The sequence below is a fragment of the Prosthecobacter debontii genome (assembly GCF_900167535.1).
Taxonomy (GTDB): Bacteria; Verrucomicrobiota; Verrucomicrobiia; order Verrucomicrobiales; family Verrucomicrobiaceae; genus Prosthecobacter; species Prosthecobacter debontii.
The window spans coordinates 239,341-258,149 of sequence record NZ_FUYE01000002.1 but is presented as its reverse complement, the minus strand read 5'-3'; the positions used below and the strand labels follow the sequence as shown (position 1 = coordinate 258,149).

At 56.9% G+C, this 18,809-nt stretch carries 20 protein-coding genes; 15 read left to right on the top strand and 5 right to left on the bottom strand.

Features of this window, described 5'->3' with window-relative positions:
- The first annotated feature begins 41 nt into the window (after nucleotides 1–41).
- The 11 genes from B5D61_RS26955 (at nucleotide 42) to ispF (ending at nucleotide 9,935) form a co-directional block, all read left to right on the top strand.
- A complete protein-coding gene (locus B5D61_RS26955; RefSeq protein ID WP_281251742.1) occupies nucleotides 42–173 on the top strand; it encodes a hypothetical protein in 132 nt (43 codons plus the stop codon).
- Complete coding sequence (locus B5D61_RS25590) at nucleotides 170–355, top strand: hypothetical protein (protein WP_139373031.1); 186 nt, start codon at nucleotides 170–172, stop codon at nucleotides 353–355. The genes B5D61_RS26955 and B5D61_RS25590 overlap by 4 nt, the downstream gene beginning before the upstream one ends.
- Before the next feature lie 244 nt (nucleotides 356–599).
- Nucleotides 600–998 (top strand): GNAT family N-acetyltransferase, encoded by a 399-nt coding sequence (locus B5D61_RS27045; protein ID WP_217698904.1) that lies wholly within the window; start codon nucleotides 600–602, stop codon nucleotides 996–998.
- Nucleotides 905–1,171 carry a GNAT family N-acetyltransferase gene (locus B5D61_RS26950; RefSeq protein ID WP_281251741.1) on the top strand — a complete coding sequence of 89 codons (267 nt, stop codon included), beginning with the start codon at nucleotides 905–907 and terminating at the stop codon, nucleotides 1,169–1,171. The genes B5D61_RS27045 and B5D61_RS26950 overlap by 94 nt, the downstream gene beginning before the upstream one ends.
- A 706-nt stretch (nucleotides 1,172–1,877) precedes the next feature.
- On the top strand, nucleotides 1,878–3,626 hold the full coding sequence (locus B5D61_RS03400; protein WP_139373030.1) for a hypothetical protein: 1,749 nt from the start codon (nucleotides 1,878–1,880) through the stop codon (nucleotides 3,624–3,626).
- Complete coding sequence (locus B5D61_RS03395) at nucleotides 3,623–4,573, top strand: OmpA/MotB family protein (RefSeq protein ID WP_078811898.1); 951 nt, start codon at nucleotides 3,623–3,625, stop codon at nucleotides 4,571–4,573. Before B5D61_RS03400 ends, B5D61_RS03395 begins: the two co-directional genes overlap by 4 nt.
- Nucleotides 4,574–4,890: 317 nt before the next feature.
- Nucleotides 4,891–6,009: an EH signature domain-containing protein gene (locus B5D61_RS03390; RefSeq protein ID WP_176159203.1), complete on the top strand. Its 1,119-nt coding sequence runs from the start codon at nucleotides 4,891–4,893 to the stop codon at nucleotides 6,007–6,009.
- A gap of 176 nt (nucleotides 6,010–6,185) precedes the next feature.
- The gene (locus B5D61_RS03385) at nucleotides 6,186–6,800 is read left to right on the top strand and encodes a class I SAM-dependent methyltransferase (protein WP_078811896.1); all 615 of its coding nucleotides are present in this window, start codon (nucleotides 6,186–6,188) and stop codon (nucleotides 6,798–6,800) included.
- A gap of 516 nt (nucleotides 6,801–7,316) precedes the next feature.
- Nucleotides 7,317–8,696 (top strand): DUF1552 domain-containing protein, encoded by a 1,380-nt coding sequence (locus tag B5D61_RS03380; RefSeq protein ID WP_078811895.1) that lies wholly within the window; start codon nucleotides 7,317–7,319, stop codon nucleotides 8,694–8,696.
- A 64-nt stretch (nucleotides 8,697–8,760) separates the two neighbouring features.
- Complete coding sequence (locus B5D61_RS03375; protein ID WP_078811894.1) at nucleotides 8,761–9,402, top strand: DedA family protein; 642 nt, start codon at nucleotides 8,761–8,763, stop codon at nucleotides 9,400–9,402.
- A 59-nt stretch (nucleotides 9,403–9,461) separates the two neighbouring features.
- On the top strand, nucleotides 9,462–9,935 hold the full coding sequence (gene ispF / locus B5D61_RS03370; protein ID WP_078811893.1) for a 2-C-methyl-D-erythritol 2,4-cyclodiphosphate synthase: 474 nt from the start codon (nucleotides 9,462–9,464) through the stop codon (nucleotides 9,933–9,935).
- Nucleotides 9,936–9,983: 48 nt separating this feature from the next.
- Here the strand turns inward: ispF and B5D61_RS03365 are convergent, their stop codons facing one another.
- The 3 genes from B5D61_RS03365 to B5D61_RS03355 all read right to left on the bottom strand — a co-directional run bounded on the left by B5D61_RS03365 (nucleotide 9,984) and on the right by B5D61_RS03355 (nucleotide 13,282).
- Nucleotides 9,984–11,201: a bifunctional folylpolyglutamate synthase/dihydrofolate synthase gene (locus tag B5D61_RS03365; protein ID WP_078811892.1), complete on the bottom strand. Its 1,218-nt coding sequence runs from the start codon at nucleotides 11,199–11,201 to the stop codon at nucleotides 9,984–9,986.
- A gap of 71 nt (nucleotides 11,202–11,272) precedes the next feature.
- The gene (locus B5D61_RS03360; RefSeq protein ID WP_078811891.1) at nucleotides 11,273–12,028 is read right to left on the bottom strand and encodes an RsmE family RNA methyltransferase; all 756 of its coding nucleotides are present in this window, start codon (nucleotides 12,026–12,028) and stop codon (nucleotides 11,273–11,275) included.
- 18 nt (nucleotides 12,029–12,046) lie between these two features.
- Complete coding sequence (locus B5D61_RS03355) at nucleotides 12,047–13,282, bottom strand: outer membrane protein assembly factor BamB family protein (protein WP_078811890.1); 1,236 nt, start codon at nucleotides 13,280–13,282, stop codon at nucleotides 12,047–12,049.
- A 204-nt stretch (nucleotides 13,283–13,486) separates the two neighbouring features.
- Between B5D61_RS03355 and B5D61_RS03350 the strand changes: the two genes are divergently transcribed.
- The 3 genes from B5D61_RS03350 to B5D61_RS03340 are packed head-to-tail and all read left to right on the top strand — an operon-like array spanning nucleotide 13,487 to nucleotide 16,162.
- Entirely contained in the window at nucleotides 13,487–14,407 is a 921-nt protein-coding gene (locus B5D61_RS03350) for an adenylate/guanylate cyclase domain-containing protein (protein WP_176159202.1), read from the top strand.
- 60 nt (nucleotides 14,408–14,467) lie between these two features.
- The gene (locus tag B5D61_RS03345; RefSeq protein WP_078811888.1) at nucleotides 14,468–15,214 is read left to right on the top strand and encodes a YqjF family protein; all 747 of its coding nucleotides are present in this window, start codon (nucleotides 14,468–14,470) and stop codon (nucleotides 15,212–15,214) included.
- A 57-nt stretch (nucleotides 15,215–15,271) separates the two neighbouring features.
- Nucleotides 15,272–16,162 carry a diacylglycerol/lipid kinase family protein gene (locus tag B5D61_RS03340; RefSeq protein WP_078811887.1) on the top strand — a complete coding sequence of 297 codons (891 nt, stop codon included), beginning with the start codon at nucleotides 15,272–15,274 and terminating at the stop codon, nucleotides 16,160–16,162.
- Here the strand turns inward: B5D61_RS03340 and hemA are convergent.
- Nucleotides 16,147–17,226: a glutamyl-tRNA reductase gene (hemA, locus tag B5D61_RS03335; RefSeq protein ID WP_078811886.1), complete on the bottom strand. Its 1,080-nt coding sequence runs from the start codon at nucleotides 17,224–17,226 to the stop codon at nucleotides 16,147–16,149. The two genes, B5D61_RS03340 and hemA, sit on opposite strands and share 16 nt — an antisense overlap.
- A gap of 3 nt (nucleotides 17,227–17,229) precedes the next feature.
- Nucleotides 17,230–18,036, bottom strand: a complete 807-nt coding sequence (ccsA, locus tag B5D61_RS03330; RefSeq protein ID WP_078811885.1) for a cytochrome c biogenesis protein CcsA — start codon at nucleotides 18,034–18,036, stop codon at nucleotides 17,230–17,232.
- A 230-nt stretch (nucleotides 18,037–18,266) separates the two neighbouring features.
- Here ccsA and vccB point away from each other — a divergent pair, with 230 nt between their 5' ends.
- Complete coding sequence (gene vccB / locus B5D61_RS03325; RefSeq protein WP_078811884.1) at nucleotides 18,267–18,791, top strand: Verru_Chthon cassette protein B; 525 nt, start codon at nucleotides 18,267–18,269, stop codon at nucleotides 18,789–18,791.
- Nucleotides 18,792–18,809: the final 18 nt, after the last annotated feature.

Genomic DNA, 18,809 nt, shown 5'->3' with positions numbered 1-18,809 from the left:
GATTATATAGATAACCGAACAAAGCTTTTTTTCGGGAGCTGGTGAAACGCTCCCGACCAGATATCGTCGCTGAGTTCCGGGACAAGGCGGCCTTGCTACAAAAGAAAAATCCTCTGCCCGGTGCGGCCAAGGGCGGTGTCGAACAAATCATCACCGATGGACTTGCCGCATGAGGCTGATTCCTGTTTCCATTGAACCGAAGGCCATCACTCGCATTTACACGCCTGAGCAGATAATAGGCTGGCGCTACTATCCCGAATCACACTCGGATGGGCGGAAGCCTTGCGGTTGCTCCTACTGCCAGCGCGGCCAGATCAAGAACCGCAAACTCCGGCAGGCTTATGGGCCGGAATGAACTCTTCGATCTTCTGAAAACATGAATCCAGAACTGCCAGGTTTTGCCTGCCAAACACGTCCAAAAGGCGGGTAATCCGGCGGCTTGATCTACCTTGTAAAGAAGTCTATCGATGCCGGACACACCCGCCCTACGAGCGCAGAAATCCTCCCATGCCTCCCAATCACAAGATAATCCGTCAGTTCCTGAGCGAGGTTTTCGGTCAGGTGAAAACGATTTTGAAACTTGAGGCCGAGCCATCGCGATGAGCCACATCTTCCCCAGCTTTTTATCCACGCCGCGCCTGTTCCTTCGCCGGTTGCAGCGTGACAATGGGGACGCGCTTTGCAACTACCGGTCGCTGCCGGAGGTGGCGCGATATCAGGGGTGGGAGTCGTTCGGCCCGGAGGATGCACGGCGGCTCATTGAAAGCCAGGATCACGCCGAGCCTGGGATTCCGGGGACCTGGTTTCAGGTGGCCGTGGTCGAGCGGGCGACGAACGTCCTGATCGGCGATTGCGGGCTGCACTGCTTGCAGGACGAACCGTATCAAATGGAGTTTGGGGCACCTTGGCTCCCAGTCATCAGGGCCAGGGTTACGCCATGGAGGCGCTGGAGTGCCTGCTGGAGTATGGGTTTGACACTCTGGGCCTGCATCGGGTAATCGCGATCACGAGCGATCAAAATCATGCCGCCGCCTCCCTGTTCCGGCGGCTGGGTTTCCGGCAGGAGGCCCACCACATTGAGCACCGTTGGTACAAGAGCTCTTGGGAGAGCGAGTTTGTCTTTGCGCTGTTGAAACGGGAGTGGGAGTTGCGTTCCCAGAAGGAGGCCTGAGGTAGGAGATGGGGTGATCGTCCGTAGGGTGGGTTTGTCCGGCTGTGGATGAGATTTCGAGTGAACGTCCTGTGGCCGGATAACCCGCCTTTGAGGGATGTGGCTCGGTCTTCGATCATCAATGACCGTTCAACACGCTCCAACAGGCGGGTTATTCTGCAACGGAGTGGGAGAAGGTGGCAGTCTCGCTAGCAGAACAAACCCGCCCTACGGGTAGATGGCGAATGTGGGATGTAGGGCGTGGTTTGTCCGGCTGTGGATTCCCTTTTCATCGTGAGTCGTCGTGGCCGGATTACCCGCCTATCAAGAGATGTGGCTTTGCCTTCGAGCATTCACTACCTTTCGACATCCCCTAAACAGGCGGGTTATTCTGCATCGGAGAGGAGAGAAGGTTACAGTCTCGCCAGCAGAACAAACCCGCCCTACGGGTGGGCTCATTTGCGGGGATGTAGGGCGTGGTTTGTCCGGCTGTGGATGAGACTTTTACTGAGGGACCTTGTGGCAAGATGACCCCGTGTCTCAAGGGAATGAGGTTCAGTCTTGGATTTTTTTAGGCCATGCCGAAGTTCGGACGCCTATCTGATCGAGATTGAACCAAATGGGCCAAGGACCCTCATCAAACCAAGTCTGAAATTATAATTATTGTAGTGATTTGAATATTCTAGCTTTCCGCCATTGGCAAAATGCAAGACTCTGGTAAAGTTGCATGATGGAATGGCTTACGCGCATCTTTAACAATCCCCACACGCCATGGATTATCTCGAGCGGGTTGTTTGTCGTAACCGCAACAGTCGCTTATCGCTGGTGGCTGCATGGCAGACGATTGGAAACAATCATCCAAAAAATTCGTAGTGCTTCTGGTCTTTCTTCGGCTTTGTCTATCAAGGAAGAGAAAACGCGTTGGCAGCACTATGCGTCGGAAAAATTTGAGGCCGCTCAGGAAGAGCTCTCTCAGCTTTCAGAAGATGAGCCTCTGGCACGTCAAACCAGCGCTTTTCTAAGGCGCTGTGAACCGGTTCAAAACGAAGGCTCTGACCGTGTGCGTCTGGAGACATCCGTGGTGCCCGCAGACGTGATTCGGCTTTCCGATCACATGATGGAGCATAATGTGCAATTGTTGTTATACCGTGCTTTCCCCAACTACTTGGTCGGTGTGGGGCTGTGCATCACGTTCTTGGGTTTGGCGGTGGTCATCGGCAATGCGAGTTTAGTGATCACTCCAGGAACAGATGGGGACAGCAGCCTTGCTTTGCGCGATCTTTTGGTGGCAGCGTCCAGCAAGTTTTGGTCATCGCTCACGGCGGTCTTACTCTCCGTCTTGTATGGCATTTGGCTTCGCAATCGCAGCCAGCAAATGGAGCGCGTGGTGGGCTTGTTGGCCCGGGATCTGGGGCGCTGTGTGCGGGTGGTGAGTGCGGAGGAGCTTCACTACGAATCCATCCAGCTTCTGCGAAAGCTCGAAGGGTATCAGGCGACCACGGCGAACCAAATGGGTTTGCTCATGAATGGCTTCACCGATACTCAATCCACCCGAGTGGATCAGCACCGAATCTTGTGTGAGAGGCTTGAGGCTGTCGCGGCAGGTCTGGGGGGTAAACTCGGGCAACTTGGGGATGATCTGGGCTCAAAAATGGGCTCCATGGGCAGTCAGGTGGCAGAAAGCCTAAGTCAGGTGAATGAGAAGGCATTCTCGGAAATTGCCCAACAAATGACCAAGGGGCTGCACAAGGCCACGGAGGTCCATTTGAAGTCCGTGACTGAACGGCTGGAGGCGGTCAGCAAGGCCTTGGCGAATCTGCCCGAGGAGTTCAATGCCTTAGTCGGGCTGGTTCAGGACAATACGACGTCGATTGCCCATGCCTTTACGACGGCGGTGAAGCCGATTGAGACATCACTTGCGGCGGCATCAAACTCCGCTCAAGAGGTGGCTTTGAAATTTGCCACATTACCCGACGCGTTGGAGCCCGCGCGAGCGGCGGCGAAGGACCTGACAAGCTCGGCCAACACCATTTCAGAAATGGTGGCCCGCATTCATTCTCAGAACGAAACGGTGGTTAAACGGTGGGAAGAATTGTCGGGTCTGATTCTAACCATCGATACTCATTTGGCGGGTGCGGTTGAGAGTGTGAGTGAGGTTTTCCCTAGCTATGCCGCAAAGCTGCAGGAATTCAGTCAAGAGTGGCAAGGGGCCATGGTGATGGCCCTCGGGGGGCTTTCCACGAACATCAAAGACCTTTCGAGCAGTCAGGAGGAACTGCGTGTCCAGCGCACGGTCTGGCAAGACTCGACCGATGCGTTGTCGCGCAGCATGGATGCCATGAACGCGAACATCATCCGTTTCACGGAGACGTTGAAGACCCAGAGTGATCTTCAGCAGCAACTGCCTCAGGGCGCAAAGGCGGCTTCTGGAAAGGCATCGGATCAGGCACTCATCTCCACCACGACTCCCGCATGAAGCCTCGCCGTGAACCCTCTTCGCTGCTGATGGAAGATGAAGAAGAGAATTACTTCGTTTCGCTCAGTGATCTCATGACAGGGGTTTTATTTGTCTTTGTCATTCTGACGACGGCATTGGCGCTGCATTACCATCTGAAGGCAGCTGAGCTCGAAACGGCTAAAAACGAAACGTTGAAGGCGCTGAAGAATGCGGCTCAGGCGGAAAGCGAAACATTGAAAGCACTGAAGAATGCTGCACTGGCTGAAAGCGAGGCTAATGAAGCGAGGCAAGCAGCGCAAGCAGCCAAGGAGGAAGCGACCCAAGCGCATGGAAAAGCTCAGCAGGTTCAGGAAGCTTTGGACGCGCTGGCTAAAGTGCTTCGAGAGCGAGAGCAGCTCCGCAAAGAAGAGCTGCAGCGTCTTGTCAGCAAGTTAGAGGAGCAAAACCTAGCGGTTGAGCTCGATGAAACCAACGGCATTCTCAGACTGCCGGAAGAACTTTTATTCCAAACGAGCGAGGCCAAGCTGCAACCCACAGGTGAACGCGCCATCGCCCTGCTGGCGCAAGAGATGCTGCCGGTGGCTCGCAAAGGCTGTGGAGACAGTCCCTTGAAATGGGAGGCCATTTATATCGAAGGCCACACCGACAACGTCCCCATCCGGACTCCCGAGTTTCCGAGCAACTGGCAACTTTCATCTTCACGGGCGATCAGCACATTCAATGCGTTAATAGGCTCCCAGCCAGAGCTTCAGGCTCTGCAGAATCACCAACATCGAGCTGTCATCGGCATCAGCGGCTACGGGGAGCAACGACCTGTCGCGGACAATTCGACCCTGGAAGGAAGGCAGAAAAACCGTCGTATCGACATACGTTTTGTCATGGCCTATCCAAGCCAAGCGGAAATCGCAGAGATGGAGCTTAAGCTCAAGAGAGCGACGGAAACGATCGAAACCGTAAAGCCATGAGTGCGGTGGTGAAATCACTCCAAGCAGTCGCTCAAAGCCACGCAGCGACCGTCCAAATGCACGCGCCGCCAGAGTTGGACCGCCTCAGAATGTTGGCGGTGAAAATGGGGAGTGTGCCAGTGCCTCCACCTCTATCCGAAGCTGAGGTAAATGGCGTCTGGTCGCAAGTGCAAGCATGGCTCGGTTCCGATCAACCCGCCAGAGCGCTGTCGTTGGATATCTGGAAGCAAGTTCCTGCCCTATTGTGGAGGACTTACGAAGGGCAGCAGGCCATTGAGTACCCTCGTTTGAGAGAAGGGATTGCCTGGGCAGCCTCCATGAGCGTGTCCCTTGCTAGCTGGATTGAGACTCTGGCTACGGCTTATACAGAAGCCTCCGACGCCAATGAAGAGGGCCGTGCATGGCTGGGAGACACGCTGAGGCAATGGTGTGACGTGGAGGGCCATGAGCACATCGATGTGTGGCGACGTCGGGATCGCGATTGGGACCTTTTTTCCCCCGATGATTTTCCCGTAAAGCTAGCATGTCGGCTGCAAAACTCGCCGGATATGTCATTGAGGAGTGTGTTGGCCGAGGCGGGGTTTCTGACTGCGCGCGCTCAGGCTGCTGACCTGTCACGGCAGGCCTTTCTCGCCTATCTGAATATTCCCATCCCTGCTGCCCAGGGCTACGATTTCCTTCATCTGGAACGTATCCGTGAATGGAAAAACCTTTTGTTCGGCGAGTCATCTGCATGGGACGAAGTGCTGTGCGCAGCCGTCATCAATGGCCTCTTAGAACCCTGGGCGGCCTTTAATCCCTCCGAGCTCGAGCTTCAGAAAGAGATTCAGAAAAGGACGCTGGAGGGTTGGTTTGGGTCCGTGCCCGAGGGGTGGACAGGATACTGGAGTGCAGCTTCCTCTCTAAGTCGGCAAATTCTGGAGCGCTGGATGATCCTGGATGTCATGGAAGACTTTTTCCAGCGGGTGGGTCAATACGCGGAGGAGACGGGTAGCATCACCATGAGGAGGCAGTGGCGCTATCGCCGTCACTTTTGGCTAGCCTACTATAAGCGAGGCGTCGTGAAGACCGCTCGTGCGCTGCTCGGTCATGGTATCATCCAAGCCTATGGGGAGCCGTCCCTCAGGAAAAAGTTTGGTGACGCGATGGCAGAACTCCAATCTCAGGATCCCGACCAATGCGGGCTTTTACTCCAAATCCATGAGCTGATGCTGATTGACCTCAGCCACCATGGAGCGGCCTACTTTTTCCTGCCATCCAATAAGCAAAAGCCGCCTGCAGATGCAGCCATCTATGATCGCTCAAGCCTTAACCTTTTGAAGGATGTGTCGAAATCTCATCACGGTTCGGATGCCTACCTTTGGCAAAGCGATTTCGAGTCTTTGATTTTCGATCAAACAGGTGTCCGGCTCACTCTCAGTGACTATAGCGTCTAGACCTGAGATTTAACTCAGACAGCCCCTTCGAGATTTGACTTCAGGATGCTTTGACTTGCGGCTGCATCATCTCTGGGGGAACGAACGTTTTTGAGCCGCGCCCCCTTAACTCCGCTCTACGACTTGTCGGATTGGAGCCATCACGTTTAGTTTCAAGACTCGTCCCCCTTGTTTCCATGACCCCTCAACAAATCGCAGCGACGTATGACCGGATCGCTTCGTTCTGGAGCGGCGGGGATTTCAATCCATCGAATGGGATCGCGCAGCATTGGCGGGCGTTGCAGTTTGTGCGGGAGGCGGAGGGACAGGACTTGCGCAAGGCGCTGGATGTGGGGTGTGGCAGCAGTGGGCGAATCATCGACCTGTTGCTCACCGAAGGCTTTGAGGTGGAGGGCCTGGATGTTTCCGCCGCGATGGTGACGCTGGCGCGGGAACGGCATCCAGAGGTGACGTTTCATCAGGTGGATATCTGCACGTGGGAGTTGCCGGAGCGCTATGATTTCATCTCGGCCTGGGACAGCATCTGGCATGCGCCGTTGAGCGAGCATGAGGGGATCTTGAGAAAGCTGTGTGAAGGTTTGAAGGCGGGTGGGGTTTTGATCTTCACCAGTGGCGGTGTGGATGAGCCGGGGGAGATTTTCAATGAGATGATGGGGCAGCCGATGTATCACGCGGCGCTGGGGATTCCGAAGCTGCTGGAGATTGTGGCGAGCCAGGGCTGTGTGTGCCGTCATCTGGAGTATGATCAGCACCCAGAGCTGCACGTGTATTTGATCGTGCAAAAGGGCTGAGGATGGGTTGGGCGGTAGGGCGGGTTTGTCTGGCTGTGGCTGAGGCTTGGGTGAAGAACAGGTGGCCGGATAACCCGCCTATCGAGGGATAGGGTGAAGCCAAAACCGCTTGCATTCTTTCTCGTTATTCCATCGGGTTGAGGCATGAAATCATCACGAGGCTGGCTTGATCACCCAAGCGTGATCGGTGGTCGAGAAATCGAGAGGGATGGACCCCAATGGGATTTTTTGAGACAAAAGGCACTGGATTTAGTGTCGGTCTAACAAGTTGAGTGCCAAGGCTATGGGGCGGATTTGGGTGGGCTTTGACGACAAAATGAAAAGTGTGTAAAAACGGGAACAAGTGCCTTGTGCTGAAGTTGAGGGGATGAACGAGGTGCGGCTCAGCCTGGGGAGTATGTGGAGAAGCGAATGGGAGCGAGGCGGGGGCTTCCGAGACCTGAGATTGTGTTTCCCTGATAGCAAAGGGGGGCGTGGCGGCGTATGTTGACAAGCTTTCCCCGATTTTCCTGCCTCATGTCGAAAACCCTTTCTCGTCGAACTGTCCTGCGTGGCCTGGGCGCCACGGTGGCGCTGCCATTTCTGGATGCCATGCGCCCGAGTCGTGCGCGGGCGGCGAGTGTGATGGCGGGGGCGGCCCCAATACGCATGGCTTTTCTGTTCATGCCGAACGGGGTGCGGGAGGACCGCTGGACACCGGAGGGGCAGGGCACGGAGTTCAAGCTGTCGCCCATTCTGAGTCCCCTGGAGGCGCATAAGCGCGACATCACGGTACTGACGGGGCTGGGCAACCGAGCCTCGCTTTCGGGTGATGGACATTATGCGAAGACGGCCAACTGGCTGACGGGCACGCCGATTGCCAAGACCACGGGGAAAGACCTCCACTGCGGGGTGTCGGTGGATCAGGTGCTGGCGAAGGAGCGCGGTCACCTGACACGGTTTCCCTCTCTGGAACTGGGCACGGACCCGATCATGAGTGGGGTGGATCGCAATGTGAACTACACGATGCTCTATGGCAGCCACATCGCCTGGCGCACGCCGACGAGCCCCATCCCGGCGGAGATCAACCCCCGGTTTGTGTTTGATCGCCTCTTCCGCGAAGATGCGGCGCAGCGCAAGGCGAGTGCGGAGGAAAATCGCAGCGTGCTGGATCTGGTGCTGGCGGATGCGAAGGCTCTGCGAGCCAAGGTGGGCAAGGAGGATCAGCAGCGGCTGGATGAATACCTGGAAAGTCTGCGGCACATCGAGCGCCGGATTGATGCGGACATTGCCCGTGTCGCCACGGGAGAAAACCTGGACCCATCCGTGAAGGAGTCGATCAGTCAGCTCGACAAGCGCATCGCCGACGCCATGGCGAAGGCCCCCCAGCATCCGGGCTCACAGCTGCGCCTGGATCACACCGAGCACTGTCGTCTGATGTTGGATCTCATGGCGCTGGCTTTCCAGACGGATAGCACCCGTGCCAGCACCTTCATGTTTGGCTGGGCGGTCAGCGGCAAGAATTTCTCTTTCCTCCCAGGCGTGGAGGGTGGGCATCACCAGCTCTCGCATCATGAGGGACATGCCGACAAACTGGATGCCTACGAGAAGATCAATCGCTGGCATGTGGAGCAATACAGCTACTTCATCGAGAAGCTGAAAGGCATCCGCGAAGGCGAGGGGACACTGCTGGATAACAGCCTAGTCCTCTTTGGCTCCAGCATTCGCGATGGCAACAAGCATGACCCGCGCAATCTACCGCTGGTCCTAGCGGGACACGGCGGTGGGGTGAAGGGTGGTCAGCATATCCTGGCGGCCAAAGACACACCGCTGTGCAATCTCTACGCGGGGATGTTGAATCGTGCTGGGGTGGAAGTTCCTTCCTTCGGTGATAGCGCCGGTTTGCTGGAGGTGTAGGAGACGGATTCCGTCAGACATTTCGTTTGCCCGTTCGACTTAAGGGCTTGAGATTCGGGGCTTCATGATTGGCGATTTCCTCGATCTCATCCTGCACGTGGACAAGCATTTGCTCACGTTTGCGCAGAACTATGGCACCCTGATTTATGTGCTGCTGTTCGCGATTGTGTTTTGTGAGACCGGACTGGTGGTGACGCCCTTTTTGCCAGGGGATTCCCTGCTATTTGCGGTGGGGGCACTGTCGGTGCAGGGCTTTGTGAGGCTGGAGTTGATCATTCCGCTGCTGATATCGGCGGCAATCATTGGCGATAACCTGAACTACTGGATTGGGCGTAAGGCTGGAGGCTGGATGGTGACGCAGAAATGGTTCAAGCGGGATTACCTCTCCAAAACGGAGGCGTTTTTTGTGAAGCATGGCGGCAAGGCCATCGTGCTGGCGCGTTTCGTGCCCATCGTGCGTACGTTTGCTCCCTTCACGGCAGGGTTCGGTCAGATGCAGTATTCCCGATTCCTGAGCTACAGCCTCGGTGGTGGATTCATCTGGGTGCTGACCTTCACGCTGGCGGGTTATTTCCTGGGCAGCATTCCTTTCATCAAGAATAACCTGAAGCTGGTCTTCGTGCTGATCATTGTGGTGTCCGTGCTGCCGATCGTGATCGAAGTGATCAAGCACAAGCTGGCGGCGAAGAAGGAAGCCGAGCAGTAAGCACGCTGCGGGTGCATTCTCTACTGGAAAGGCCTGTGGACCGGGCTATGACAGGAGGGATGAACCGTGTTGGTATTGGCTATGATGTGCATCCCTTTCAGGAAGGGCGTCCGCTTATTTTGGGTGGTGTCGAGATCCCACATACGCGTGGGCTGAAAGGCCACTCCGATGCTGATGTGCTCTGCCATGCCATTGCCGATGCGGTGCTGGGGGCTCTGGGCCTGCCAGATATCGGGTTCTACTTCCCGCCTACGGATGCCAGTATCGAGGGCATCTGCAGTCTGCTCATTCTGGAGAAGTGTGCAGCTCTTGCTGCTGAGAAGGGTTATGTGATTAACAACGTGGATGCCTCATTGATTGCCGAAGCGCCCAAGGTCATGAAGCACGCTCCAGCGATGAAAGAGAAGATCGCCGCTGCGTTGGGGATCACGGCGGAGCAGGTCGGTGTGAAAGCGACCACCAACGAGCGTATGGGCTTCGTGGGACGTGAGGAAGGTATCGCTGCCATGGCGGTGGCTGCGGTGGAGAAGTGATCCGAAATAGGCAACGTTGTTCATGAGGACCACGAGCCCAACGCTGGGCTACTGCGCGCTGGGCTGGTAGCCGCCGGAAGCACTGACTTGGCTGAGAAACTCGCCGACGAGGAAGAGTGAGCCCGTCACGAGAATGCGTTCAGGATAGCTTTGGGCTTGAGTCCAGGCGTCATCCAGGCTTTTCGCTTCCAGCCATTCACCGTCTTCATCGGCATCGGTGAGAGCCTCGCTGAGAGTCTCCACGGGCACGGATCTAGGGGATTGGAAAGGGGTGAGGATCCAGCGTTCAGCGATCTCTGCCAGAGGCCACATGACATCAATCAAATCTTTCCCGGTCGAACCGCCAAAGATGATGGTGGCCTTCTCATCAGGATGCTCCGTTTTCCAGGTCCAGGCCAGGGCCAAGGCGGCGTCGCCATTGTGGGCGCCATCGACAACGACACGGCCACTCTCCAGATGATGGAAGCGGCCCGCCCAATGAACCTTCTGCAAAGCGCCTTCCAGCACGACGGCTGGGACACGGATGCCAGCCTCTCGTAGGGCCTCGATAGCAATGGCCGCATTCCAGGCTTGGTGCGGGCCCATGAGGCCTAACTTGACGTTAATCAAAGGTTCTTCAACGACCAGGAGAGATGCCTTTTGGCTCTTGGCAGTTTTGACGATCACTTTCAGGGCTTCATCTTCCTGAGGTGCCGATACGACGGGGATGCCGGGCTTGATGATGCCCGCTTTCTCAGCCGCGATCTTGCTCAGGGTATCACCCAGTTGCTCCTTGTGATCCAGACCGATACGGGTGAGCACGCTGACTTCCGGGGTGATGGCATTGGTGGCATCGAGCCGACCTCCGAGACCTGTTTCCAAAATGACCCATTCGTTGCCTCGCTGGCGGAACCAATCGAGCGCCAAAGCCAGGGTGATCTCGAAGAACGTGGGATGGGGATCCCAAGCGCTGACGAGCTCGCGAATGCGGGTGAGGCCCGCCGTCAATTCATCGTCACTGATCTCGCGTTCGGCATCGCGAATCCGCTCGTTGAAGCGGATGAGGTGGGGGGAGGTGAATAAGCCTGCATTGATGCCCGACTCCTTGAAAATGGCGTGCATGAAGGCGCAGGTGCTACCCTTGCCGTTGGTGCCTGCGACATGAATGAACTTCATGCCCGCCTGAGGCAAGGACATGGCCTCCAGCAGCTTGTGGACGTTATCAAGACCGAGCTTGATCCCGTAAAGCTGAGTGGAGTAGAGCCATTCGAGGGCAGGAGAAGACATACAGGTTGGATTTGCTCTAAGGTGCCTCGGGTTAGGTACTTGTCCAACGGGCAAGTCGGCCGGTTCAAAGCTCAGGTTTGATTTCCAACGAGGCGCTGCAATTCATGGCGCAGAATGGCGAGAGTGGAGATGGCTGCGGTCTCAGCACGTAAGATGAGCGGCCCCAGGGTGACGGGGATGAAACCCAGTTCTTGGGCGAGGGTTTCTTCGGACGGCGTGAAGTCACCCTCAGGTCCGATGAGGAGGTAAGCATCCGTGGGGGAAGGGAGGCCTCCGGAGACTTGGTGCAAGGTGCGGCTATGTTCGCTCAAGGCTGGAATGATCTTGAGAGATGAACTCGGTAAATCCGCAATGGCCTGGGGAAGTGGCTGAGGTTTCTCCAGGCGAGTGATGAAAGGCGTGTGGCACTGCTTGGCAGATTCGATCATGTGTCGCTGCCAGCGGGTCATTTTCTTTTCCAGATGATCTCCTCCGAGATGGACGATGGTACGTTCCGTCACGATGGGCAGGATACTGGCTGCACCGAGTTCCACGGCTTTTCCCAGCAGCCACTCGAAGGGCTCCGCCTTGATCATGGCGGGTAGCAGGTGGATGCGAGGGGCCAGAGGAGAGGTGTATTCTTCCGACAGAGTGCGGAGGCTGACACTGGACTTGCTGACTGCAGTGATCTCCGCACGAGCGACACGGCCTGCCCCATCGAAGACCTCAACGGCATCTCCCACCTGGCGCCGCAGGACTCGTGCGCAGTGGGCGGCTTCATCGCCCGTGAGGGTCAGCGTATCCGGCTGCCAGGCTGGGGAAGGAAGATAAAAACGGCTCAAAGACATGGATCGAAAACCTGGATTTCAGAGACGGAGAGCCACCACTTTCTCCGTGTCGCGTGCATAGAGGATACCGTTGGCATAGGCAGCGTGGCTGCGGTGGCTGGAGCGCAGGATTTGCCAGCCTGCGAGTTGGTCAAACGTGTCAGGAGCCGCTTTGACAATCCAGAGTTCACCTTGCTCAGTGACCACGAGAAGGTGACCGCCCGTTTGGATCAAAGTGCCTCCCGGCACCCCAGGAGATTCCCAACAGACTTTGCCTGTGGCCACTTCTACGCAGCGGAGTGTCTGGCCGGTTTCCTGCCGACCATCGAATCCGTAAAGGTGGCCCTCATGATAGACAGGGGTGCTGTAATGGCAGTCCATGACGTGTTGCTTCGCCCACAGCTCCTGCAGTGCCGGGGTTTGGCTTGGCGTGATCTTGAAAAGATGGGCTCCCACACCATAGCCTGCCGAGACGAACCACTGCCCTGGCGCGCACTCAAGGGGAGTCGCGGCATTGACGGAGGCATCCATGGTGGAGCGGAGCCGGAGAGAATTCACAAGGCTGCCGTCACTCGCGCGCACCAGCCACAGGCGATTGCGCATCCAGGCCAGCAGGTGGTCCTCCCCCAAGGGCACGGGCGAGGCGTAACCCGCTTCATCCTCCACGTTGTTCCAGATGAGTTTCCCTGTCGCGGAATCCAGAGCGATCAGGCCAGCGGGTTGATCGCCCTGCATGCCGCCTGCGGCGATGATGACTTTTCCTTTCACGACCAGAGGGGACGCGGCACGACCAAAGAAACCTTGCACCGACCCCACCGCAGAAGCGGTGTCATAGACCCATATCTCCTTGCCGGTCTGGAGATCCCAGGCCGTGACTCGGCCTTCGGGGCCATGTGTGAAGACCTTTCCTTCAACGACTGCAGGCACCGCGCGCGGGCCATTGTCGAAGCCGAAGCTGTCCACGTAGTCCGTGACGTAAGTGCTGCGCCAGATCGGGACTCCGGTTTGGGCATCCACCGCTTCGGTGGTCATGTCACTGCCTTCTCGGTGAAAGAGGATGACTTTGCCGTCCGCCACCACAGGTCCGGCGAAACCTGAGCCGACTGATTTTTCCCAGAGTGGTTTCGGTTCAGCGGAAAAGGTGCCACTCAGAGTGGGTTCGCTCGACTCTGTTTGACCGTTGCGATGAGGCCCGAGAAACTGGGGCCAATCGGCGGCCGAAGCGTAGGGGAGGAGTAGCCCGAGGCTCAGCAAATGAAAAACGAGGGAACGCATGTCTGATGATAACGCATCTCAAAGCGGTGCCACTCGAAAGGAGGCCAGGAAATCAGGCTGGAACGAAGATTTTTTGAAGAAGTTTGAACAGAACTCGTCAATTCACACCTCAAGTGCGCGGGGAGGCCACGTATTTCTGAAAATTCCGTGTGGATGCTTGACTTCCCATCCAGCAGTTGCTTCAAGAGTATTCGTATCACGATCATGCCCGCTTTTCTCAGAGCTCACGACAAAGGAGTGGAGTATTCCCTGGAGGACTTCACCCTGTTGGGCCGCAGTCCGGATGCTACCATCAGACTGACCGATGCGGGGGTTTCTCGCCAGCACGCCACCATCCGACGCGACGGTTCTCTCTACTGGGTGTCCGACTTGGGCAGCGCGAATGGCAGCTTTGTCAATGATGTGGCGGTGACGACTGCGCGTGCGCTCCGTCATGGAGATCGGATCCAGCTCGGCACCTGCGTTTTCATCTTTGAAACGGATGAAGGTGAAGCGTCCATGAACACGGGCAGTGGCACGCAGATGCTCCACACCATCGCTCTGCCGATGCGCACGGTGAAGGCCACGCTTCTGGTGGGAGATCTTCGTAATTTCACCAGCATCTCCGCCCAGCTCAGCGCTGAGCAGGTCGCCGCGATGCTACGCGAGTGGTATGCTGACTGTGAGCGCATCTTGAAGCCCCGAGGAGCCATCATTGATAAATTCATTGGTGATGGGGTCTTCGCCTATTGGGTTGGAGATTCTTTGGACATTCGCTCGCAGGCCACGGAAGCCGCCCGCCTTCTCAGCAGTCCTGAGGCCAGTGAGTCTCCGGTCCGCAAAATGATGCGGGACGAGATGAACATGGAGGTTTATTGCCACATAGGCCTGAATATTGGCGACGTGGCCTTGGGGGCCATGGGACGTGGAGTGAACACCGCAGTGGGTGAGGCCGTGAACGTGACCTTCCGTATCGAGAGCCTGACTCGTAAGTTGCAGGTGCCCGTCTTGGCGGGCGCGTCCTTCCTGGAAGGTTGGCCCGAAGGGCTCCAAGACTACAAAAACGTGGGCATTCACCCCGTCAAAGGTCAGCCCGAGCCCGTGGAGGTTTACGCCTTGGTTGAGAGCAATCCGGTCTTGAGCTAATTGAGGCTGGATGGGTGGGATGCCTTTACAAATAGGCTGGCTAGTTCGACAAAGAATGGAATGACGCCGACCCTTGCGCAGCGTTTGGCCATGCGAGAGCTTCCTGCTCTGCCCTTCGTCATGCACCAGTGTTGGGAGCAGTTGCTGTTTCTCCATTGGAGTTTCGATCCTACGCTCATTCAGGCCTCCATGCCGCCAGGGCTGACGGTGCATGTCTTTGACGGAAAGGCCTGGGTGGCGATCGTGCCCTTCCTCATGAGGAAGATCCGGCCCCGATTCAGTCCTGCTGTCCCAGGTGTCAGCAACTTCTTGGAAACGAATCTGAGAACTTACGTGTATGATGAGCAGGGGAGACCTGGCGTCTGGTTTTACTCCTTGGAGTGCAATCAACCCCTGGCTGTTTGGGTCGCGCGCACCGGTTTTTATCTGCCCTATCAGCATGCGAGCATGACGGCCGTGCAGGGACCGGATCAAAGGATGATCTACACCTCTCAAAGACGAGGCGACGCCCAAGTCTCCCGCTTTGAATATCAACTCAGATCACGTGTGGGGGAAGCCGAACCCGGGAGTCTGGAGTTCTTTCTAGCGGAGCGGTATGCGTTGTTTTCAAAAACCCCACGAGGGCTGCGTCTGGGGCGGGTGCATCATCGGCCTTACCCTGTGGCCCAAGCCGAAGTGTCGAGCTGGGACACCCGCTTGTTTACCCTCAATGGTTTGCCAGAACCCGGGCGTCCGCCGGATCACATCATGGGTTCAGAGGGAGTTCAGGTGCGGGTGTTTCCTCTGCAAACCACTGACCTTCCGTAAGCGAGCCTGCATTGTTGCTTGTGGTGCGGCTGTTCTTGGCTCATAAGCGCCTCCCGCATGCCAGCCAGAATCCCTGTCATTCTCAACCCAGCGGCAAGAAGCACCCAGGCCGCTGCCCGTGAGCAAGCCATTCGTGCCCTGACTCCTGAGCCTGAACTCGTTTTGACGGCAGGGCCCGGGCAGGCCACTGAGCTGGCGGAAAAACTGGCACGTGAGGGGCATCCGCTCGTGATAGCCGCAGGTGGCGATGGAACGATGAATGAGGTGCTCCAGGGCATCTGCCGTGTGAATGCAGAGCGCCCACCAGGGGAAAAGCACACGGCGCTCGGCGTCCTGCCAGTGGGGACGATGAACGTTTTTTCGGTCGAGCTTGGGCTACCTAGCCAGGACATCGCGGCCTGTTGGCGGCAGCTTTCTAGCCATCGCTTTCGCGAGGTGGATCTGTGGCTGGCGAATGATCAATACTTTGTGCAACTGGCAGGGGTGGGCTTTGACGCGGAGATCATTCAAGAGACCAGCTGGGAAAGTAAAAAGCGCTTCGGTCCACTGAGTTACGTCATGTCCGCGATGCAGGTGCTGACCCGGCAGCCTCCCGTTCTTTCGGTGAACGTGGAGGGAAGGCCTCCCTTAGTAGGTTCCGTGGTGTTGGTCGGGGCAGGGAAGCGCTACGGTGGGCCGGTGCCGGTCTTTCCCAAAGCCTCCAATCAGGACGGCCTTCTCGATGTGTTGGTCTTCCGCGGGCTCGGCGGTTGGGAGTTCGCACAGATGCTGCGAGCGATTTTGGAAGGTGGTTATGAGCCGGCGGAGGACATCGATTATCTTCAGCTGCGTGAGTTCACCGTGACCGCGAGTCCAGATGCCCCTCTCGAGGTGGATGGGGAGCTGGCTCCTGGCAGCACTCCCGTGGTGTTTAAACCGGCGCCGTTTAAGCTTCAGGTAGCGGTCTGAGTACCGTGATGGCTGATGGTGGCAGGATGGGTGTAGCCGTATTTTTCCAGGTGCTCCTCGATGATGCGCTCGCAAGCGCTGAGCTGGCGTTCACGCTCACGGCGGCCTTCATCGGCAATGGCTTGAAGGGCGTCAATGTCGTAGAGATAGACGCCTTCGATCTCATTCACGGCAGGGTCCACATCACGCGGCACGGCGATGTCGATGATCAACAGGGGATCCCAGCGGCGTTTACGCATCACTTGCTGGATGAGGTCCGGTTTGATCACGAAGTGGGGGGCGCTGGTGCTGGAGATGATCACATCCACCTCGTGCAGGGCGTTTTCCCATTCATCGAATTTCATGGCCGTGCCCTTCATCTCGGTCGCGAGTTCCACGGCGCGGTCATAGCTGCGGTTGGAGACGATGATGCTCTGAGCTCCGCGGGAGAGGAGGCTTTGAGCGCAGGTGCGGCTCATTTCGCCTGCCCCCACAAGCATGACGCGGCAGCGTTTCAGGTCATGCACCTTCTCGGCCAGATCCACCGCTACCGAACCGACGCTGGTGGAGCCGCGCTGGATGGTGGTGTCATTACGCACCTTTTTACCGACGGTGAAGGCCTGCTGGAAAAGCTTATTGAGCGAGCGGCCAGTGCCCCCAGTCTCCAAGGCGACTTTGTAGGCTTGCTTGACCTGGCCAAAGATCTCGGTCTCGCCCAGCACCATGCTATCCAGCCCGCTGACGACCCGGAAGAGATGCCGCGCCGCCTCGTCGGAACGCAGGCGATAGGTCACCAGGGCCTCAGCCTGCTCCTCCGGCAGTTCGAAGCGTTGCACCAGATAAGCCACTAAGGTGTCATGGGCTCTCTGGGCGTCCTCAAGACTGTGGGTGGCATACATTTCCACCCGATTGCAGGTGCTCAGCACCACGCTTTCCTCAAAGCCGGGAAGCTGGCGGATCTCCTGAACCGCGTCTGGCACCTTGGCTTCGGGAAATGCCACGCGCTCCCGCACCTCCACGGGGGTGGTGCGGTAGTTCAGGCCCAAGCAGACCAAATGCTCGCTAGTGGCGGTAGGATAAGTCATGGGTCAGGTCACGAGCCACAGGGAGATGAACGGGATGACAAAGCCCACGGCCGCAAGCCAGGCAGTCTGTCGCGGAGAGAGGGCATGCCGCCAGACGATGAGGCCAATCACCGCATAGAGTCCCCAGACAGCCCAGGCGAAGATGAGCTTGGGATTGGTGATCGGAGTATCCAGCTTAAAGGTGATGGCGAGACTGACGCTCAACAGCACGACGCCTAGAAAGAGCATGCGCTGGATGCCTTTGGCGAGACCTTGGATGGGGGGAAGCTGGTAAAACAGGCCACCGATCTGATGGCGCTTCAAAAAGCGGTCTTGCAGCAGATACATCACGCCCGTGACACAGCCGAGCGCGAAGGCCGCGTAGGCGATCAGCGCCAGAGCTGCATGAAGCTCCACCCAAGGATCAATTTTGGTTTTGAACGGGTAGTCAGGAAAGGCACCCGGCAATAGAAAGGCGATGGCATGCATCCCTACCACTAAAGGTGCGGTAAACATGCCCAAGAGTGAGACGCGGTAGGTGGTGCCCACCAGAAAGTACAGCAGCACGATGCTCCAAGCGATAAAGACCAGGATATCGGACACGCTCTTCATCGGGCACTGGCCTACTGCCTGACCCCGCAAATAGATGGCCGCCGTCTGGAGCAGGAACCCGATGGCCATCACGATTTTCTGTATCGGTCCTCGCCGCCAATCCCCCGTCTTCAGCGCAGTCAACGCCGGCACCACCGCCGCCAAAAAGGCGAAGGTGGAAAGGATGAGGGCACTCCGGTCGGTGATCATGAAAAAACCAGCTTCAAGGAGGCTGACCATCCCTGCAACTGGGAAGCTAAATACGCCTAAAAGTTACAGAAATCAGGCAAAGAATTGCACATTTCCATACAAACCTGGGGGTATGTGTTTCAATGAACAGTGGGAGAGGGATTGGGAACATTCGGTATTTACCATGTATTTGAATTGACGCTACATGGCCCTGCGCGGTAATATGAATTTAATACCAGAAAAATTTGTCTCACAAACCCAACCTTGAGATTACCCCAACCATGAACATCGTCACGCCAGACCTGCGCCGTTCCCTGACCCGCGGTGGATTTTCCCTTGTCGAAGTGGTGCTTGCTGTCGGCATCATGGCCCTCGGTGTGGTGACGATCTTGGGCCTCCTGCCGCATGGTCTGGAAATGACACGCAAGACCGCCAACGAGCAGGCTGAAACCCGCATCATTGACCAAATTGTCGGGGAAATGCAGTCCGTTGATTGGGGCACGCTGGACAGCCAACAAGCACAAATCCGCTATTTTGATGATCAGGGGCTCGAGATCGAGGCAACTACTCAAGGTTTCGACATCCTGCTTAACTATGTTGTACAGGTCACAATTCCGACGGCTGATGTCCGGTTGCCGACAAACAGTGATACCTCAGGCATTGATCAAAATTTGCGTCGAGTCATGATCAAAATGATTGCCGCTCCCCTCAAAAACTTTGATTTCACCAATCCTTCTTCAGGGGTGCCGATCAAGGTCTTTACTCAGCTCGTCGCCAATACAGCGCTGGCCACCAACCTCCCTTAAGCTCAACGAGTGCCAGTA

What these genes read in the sequence shown, in the direction of transcription:
- B5D61_RS25590 (WP_139373031.1), top strand. Translation starts at nt 170, where the DNA reads ATGAGGCTGATTCCTGTTTCCATTGAACCGAAGGCCATCACTCGCATT.
- B5D61_RS27045 (WP_217698904.1), top strand. Translation starts at nt 600, where the DNA reads ATGAGCCACATCTTCCCCAGCTTTTTATCCACGCCGCGCCTGTTCCTT.
- B5D61_RS03400 (WP_139373030.1), top strand. Translation starts at nt 1,878, where the DNA reads ATGATGGAATGGCTTACGCGCATCTTTAACAATCCCCACACGCCATGG.
- B5D61_RS03395 (WP_078811898.1), top strand. Translation starts at nt 3,623, where the DNA reads ATGAAGCCTCGCCGTGAACCCTCTTCGCTGCTGATGGAAGATGAAGAA.
- B5D61_RS03390 (WP_176159203.1), top strand. Translation starts at nt 4,891, where the DNA reads ATGAGCGTGTCCCTTGCTAGCTGGATTGAGACTCTGGCTACGGCTTAT.
- B5D61_RS03385 (WP_078811896.1), top strand. Translation starts at nt 6,186, where the DNA reads ATGACCCCTCAACAAATCGCAGCGACGTATGACCGGATCGCTTCGTTC.
- B5D61_RS03380 (WP_078811895.1), top strand. Translation starts at nt 7,317, where the DNA reads ATGTCGAAAACCCTTTCTCGTCGAACTGTCCTGCGTGGCCTGGGCGCC.
- B5D61_RS03375 (WP_078811894.1), top strand. Translation starts at nt 8,761, where the DNA reads ATGATTGGCGATTTCCTCGATCTCATCCTGCACGTGGACAAGCATTTG.
- ispF (WP_078811893.1), top strand. Translation starts at nt 9,462, where the DNA reads ATGAACCGTGTTGGTATTGGCTATGATGTGCATCCCTTTCAGGAAGGG.
- B5D61_RS03365 (WP_078811892.1), bottom strand. Translation starts at nt 11,201, where the DNA reads ATGTCTTCTCCTGCCCTCGAATGGCTCTACTCCACTCAGCTTTACGGG.
- B5D61_RS03360 (WP_078811891.1), bottom strand. Translation starts at nt 12,028, where the DNA reads ATGTCTTTGAGCCGTTTTTATCTTCCTTCCCCAGCCTGGCAGCCGGAT.
- B5D61_RS03355 (WP_078811890.1), bottom strand. Translation starts at nt 13,282, where the DNA reads ATGCGTTCCCTCGTTTTTCATTTGCTGAGCCTCGGGCTACTCCTCCCC.
- B5D61_RS03350 (WP_176159202.1), top strand. Translation starts at nt 13,487, where the DNA reads ATGCCCGCTTTTCTCAGAGCTCACGACAAAGGAGTGGAGTATTCCCTG.
- B5D61_RS03345 (WP_078811888.1), top strand. Translation starts at nt 14,468, where the DNA reads ATGACGCCGACCCTTGCGCAGCGTTTGGCCATGCGAGAGCTTCCTGCT.
- B5D61_RS03340 (WP_078811887.1), top strand. Translation starts at nt 15,272, where the DNA reads ATGCCAGCCAGAATCCCTGTCATTCTCAACCCAGCGGCAAGAAGCACC.
- hemA (WP_078811886.1), bottom strand. Translation starts at nt 17,226, where the DNA reads ATGACTTATCCTACCGCCACTAGCGAGCATTTGGTCTGCTTGGGCCTG.
- ccsA (WP_078811885.1), bottom strand. Translation starts at nt 18,036, where the DNA reads ATGGTCAGCCTCCTTGAAGCTGGTTTTTTCATGATCACCGACCGGAGT.
- vccB (WP_078811884.1), top strand. Translation starts at nt 18,267, where the DNA reads ATGAACATCGTCACGCCAGACCTGCGCCGTTCCCTGACCCGCGGTGGA.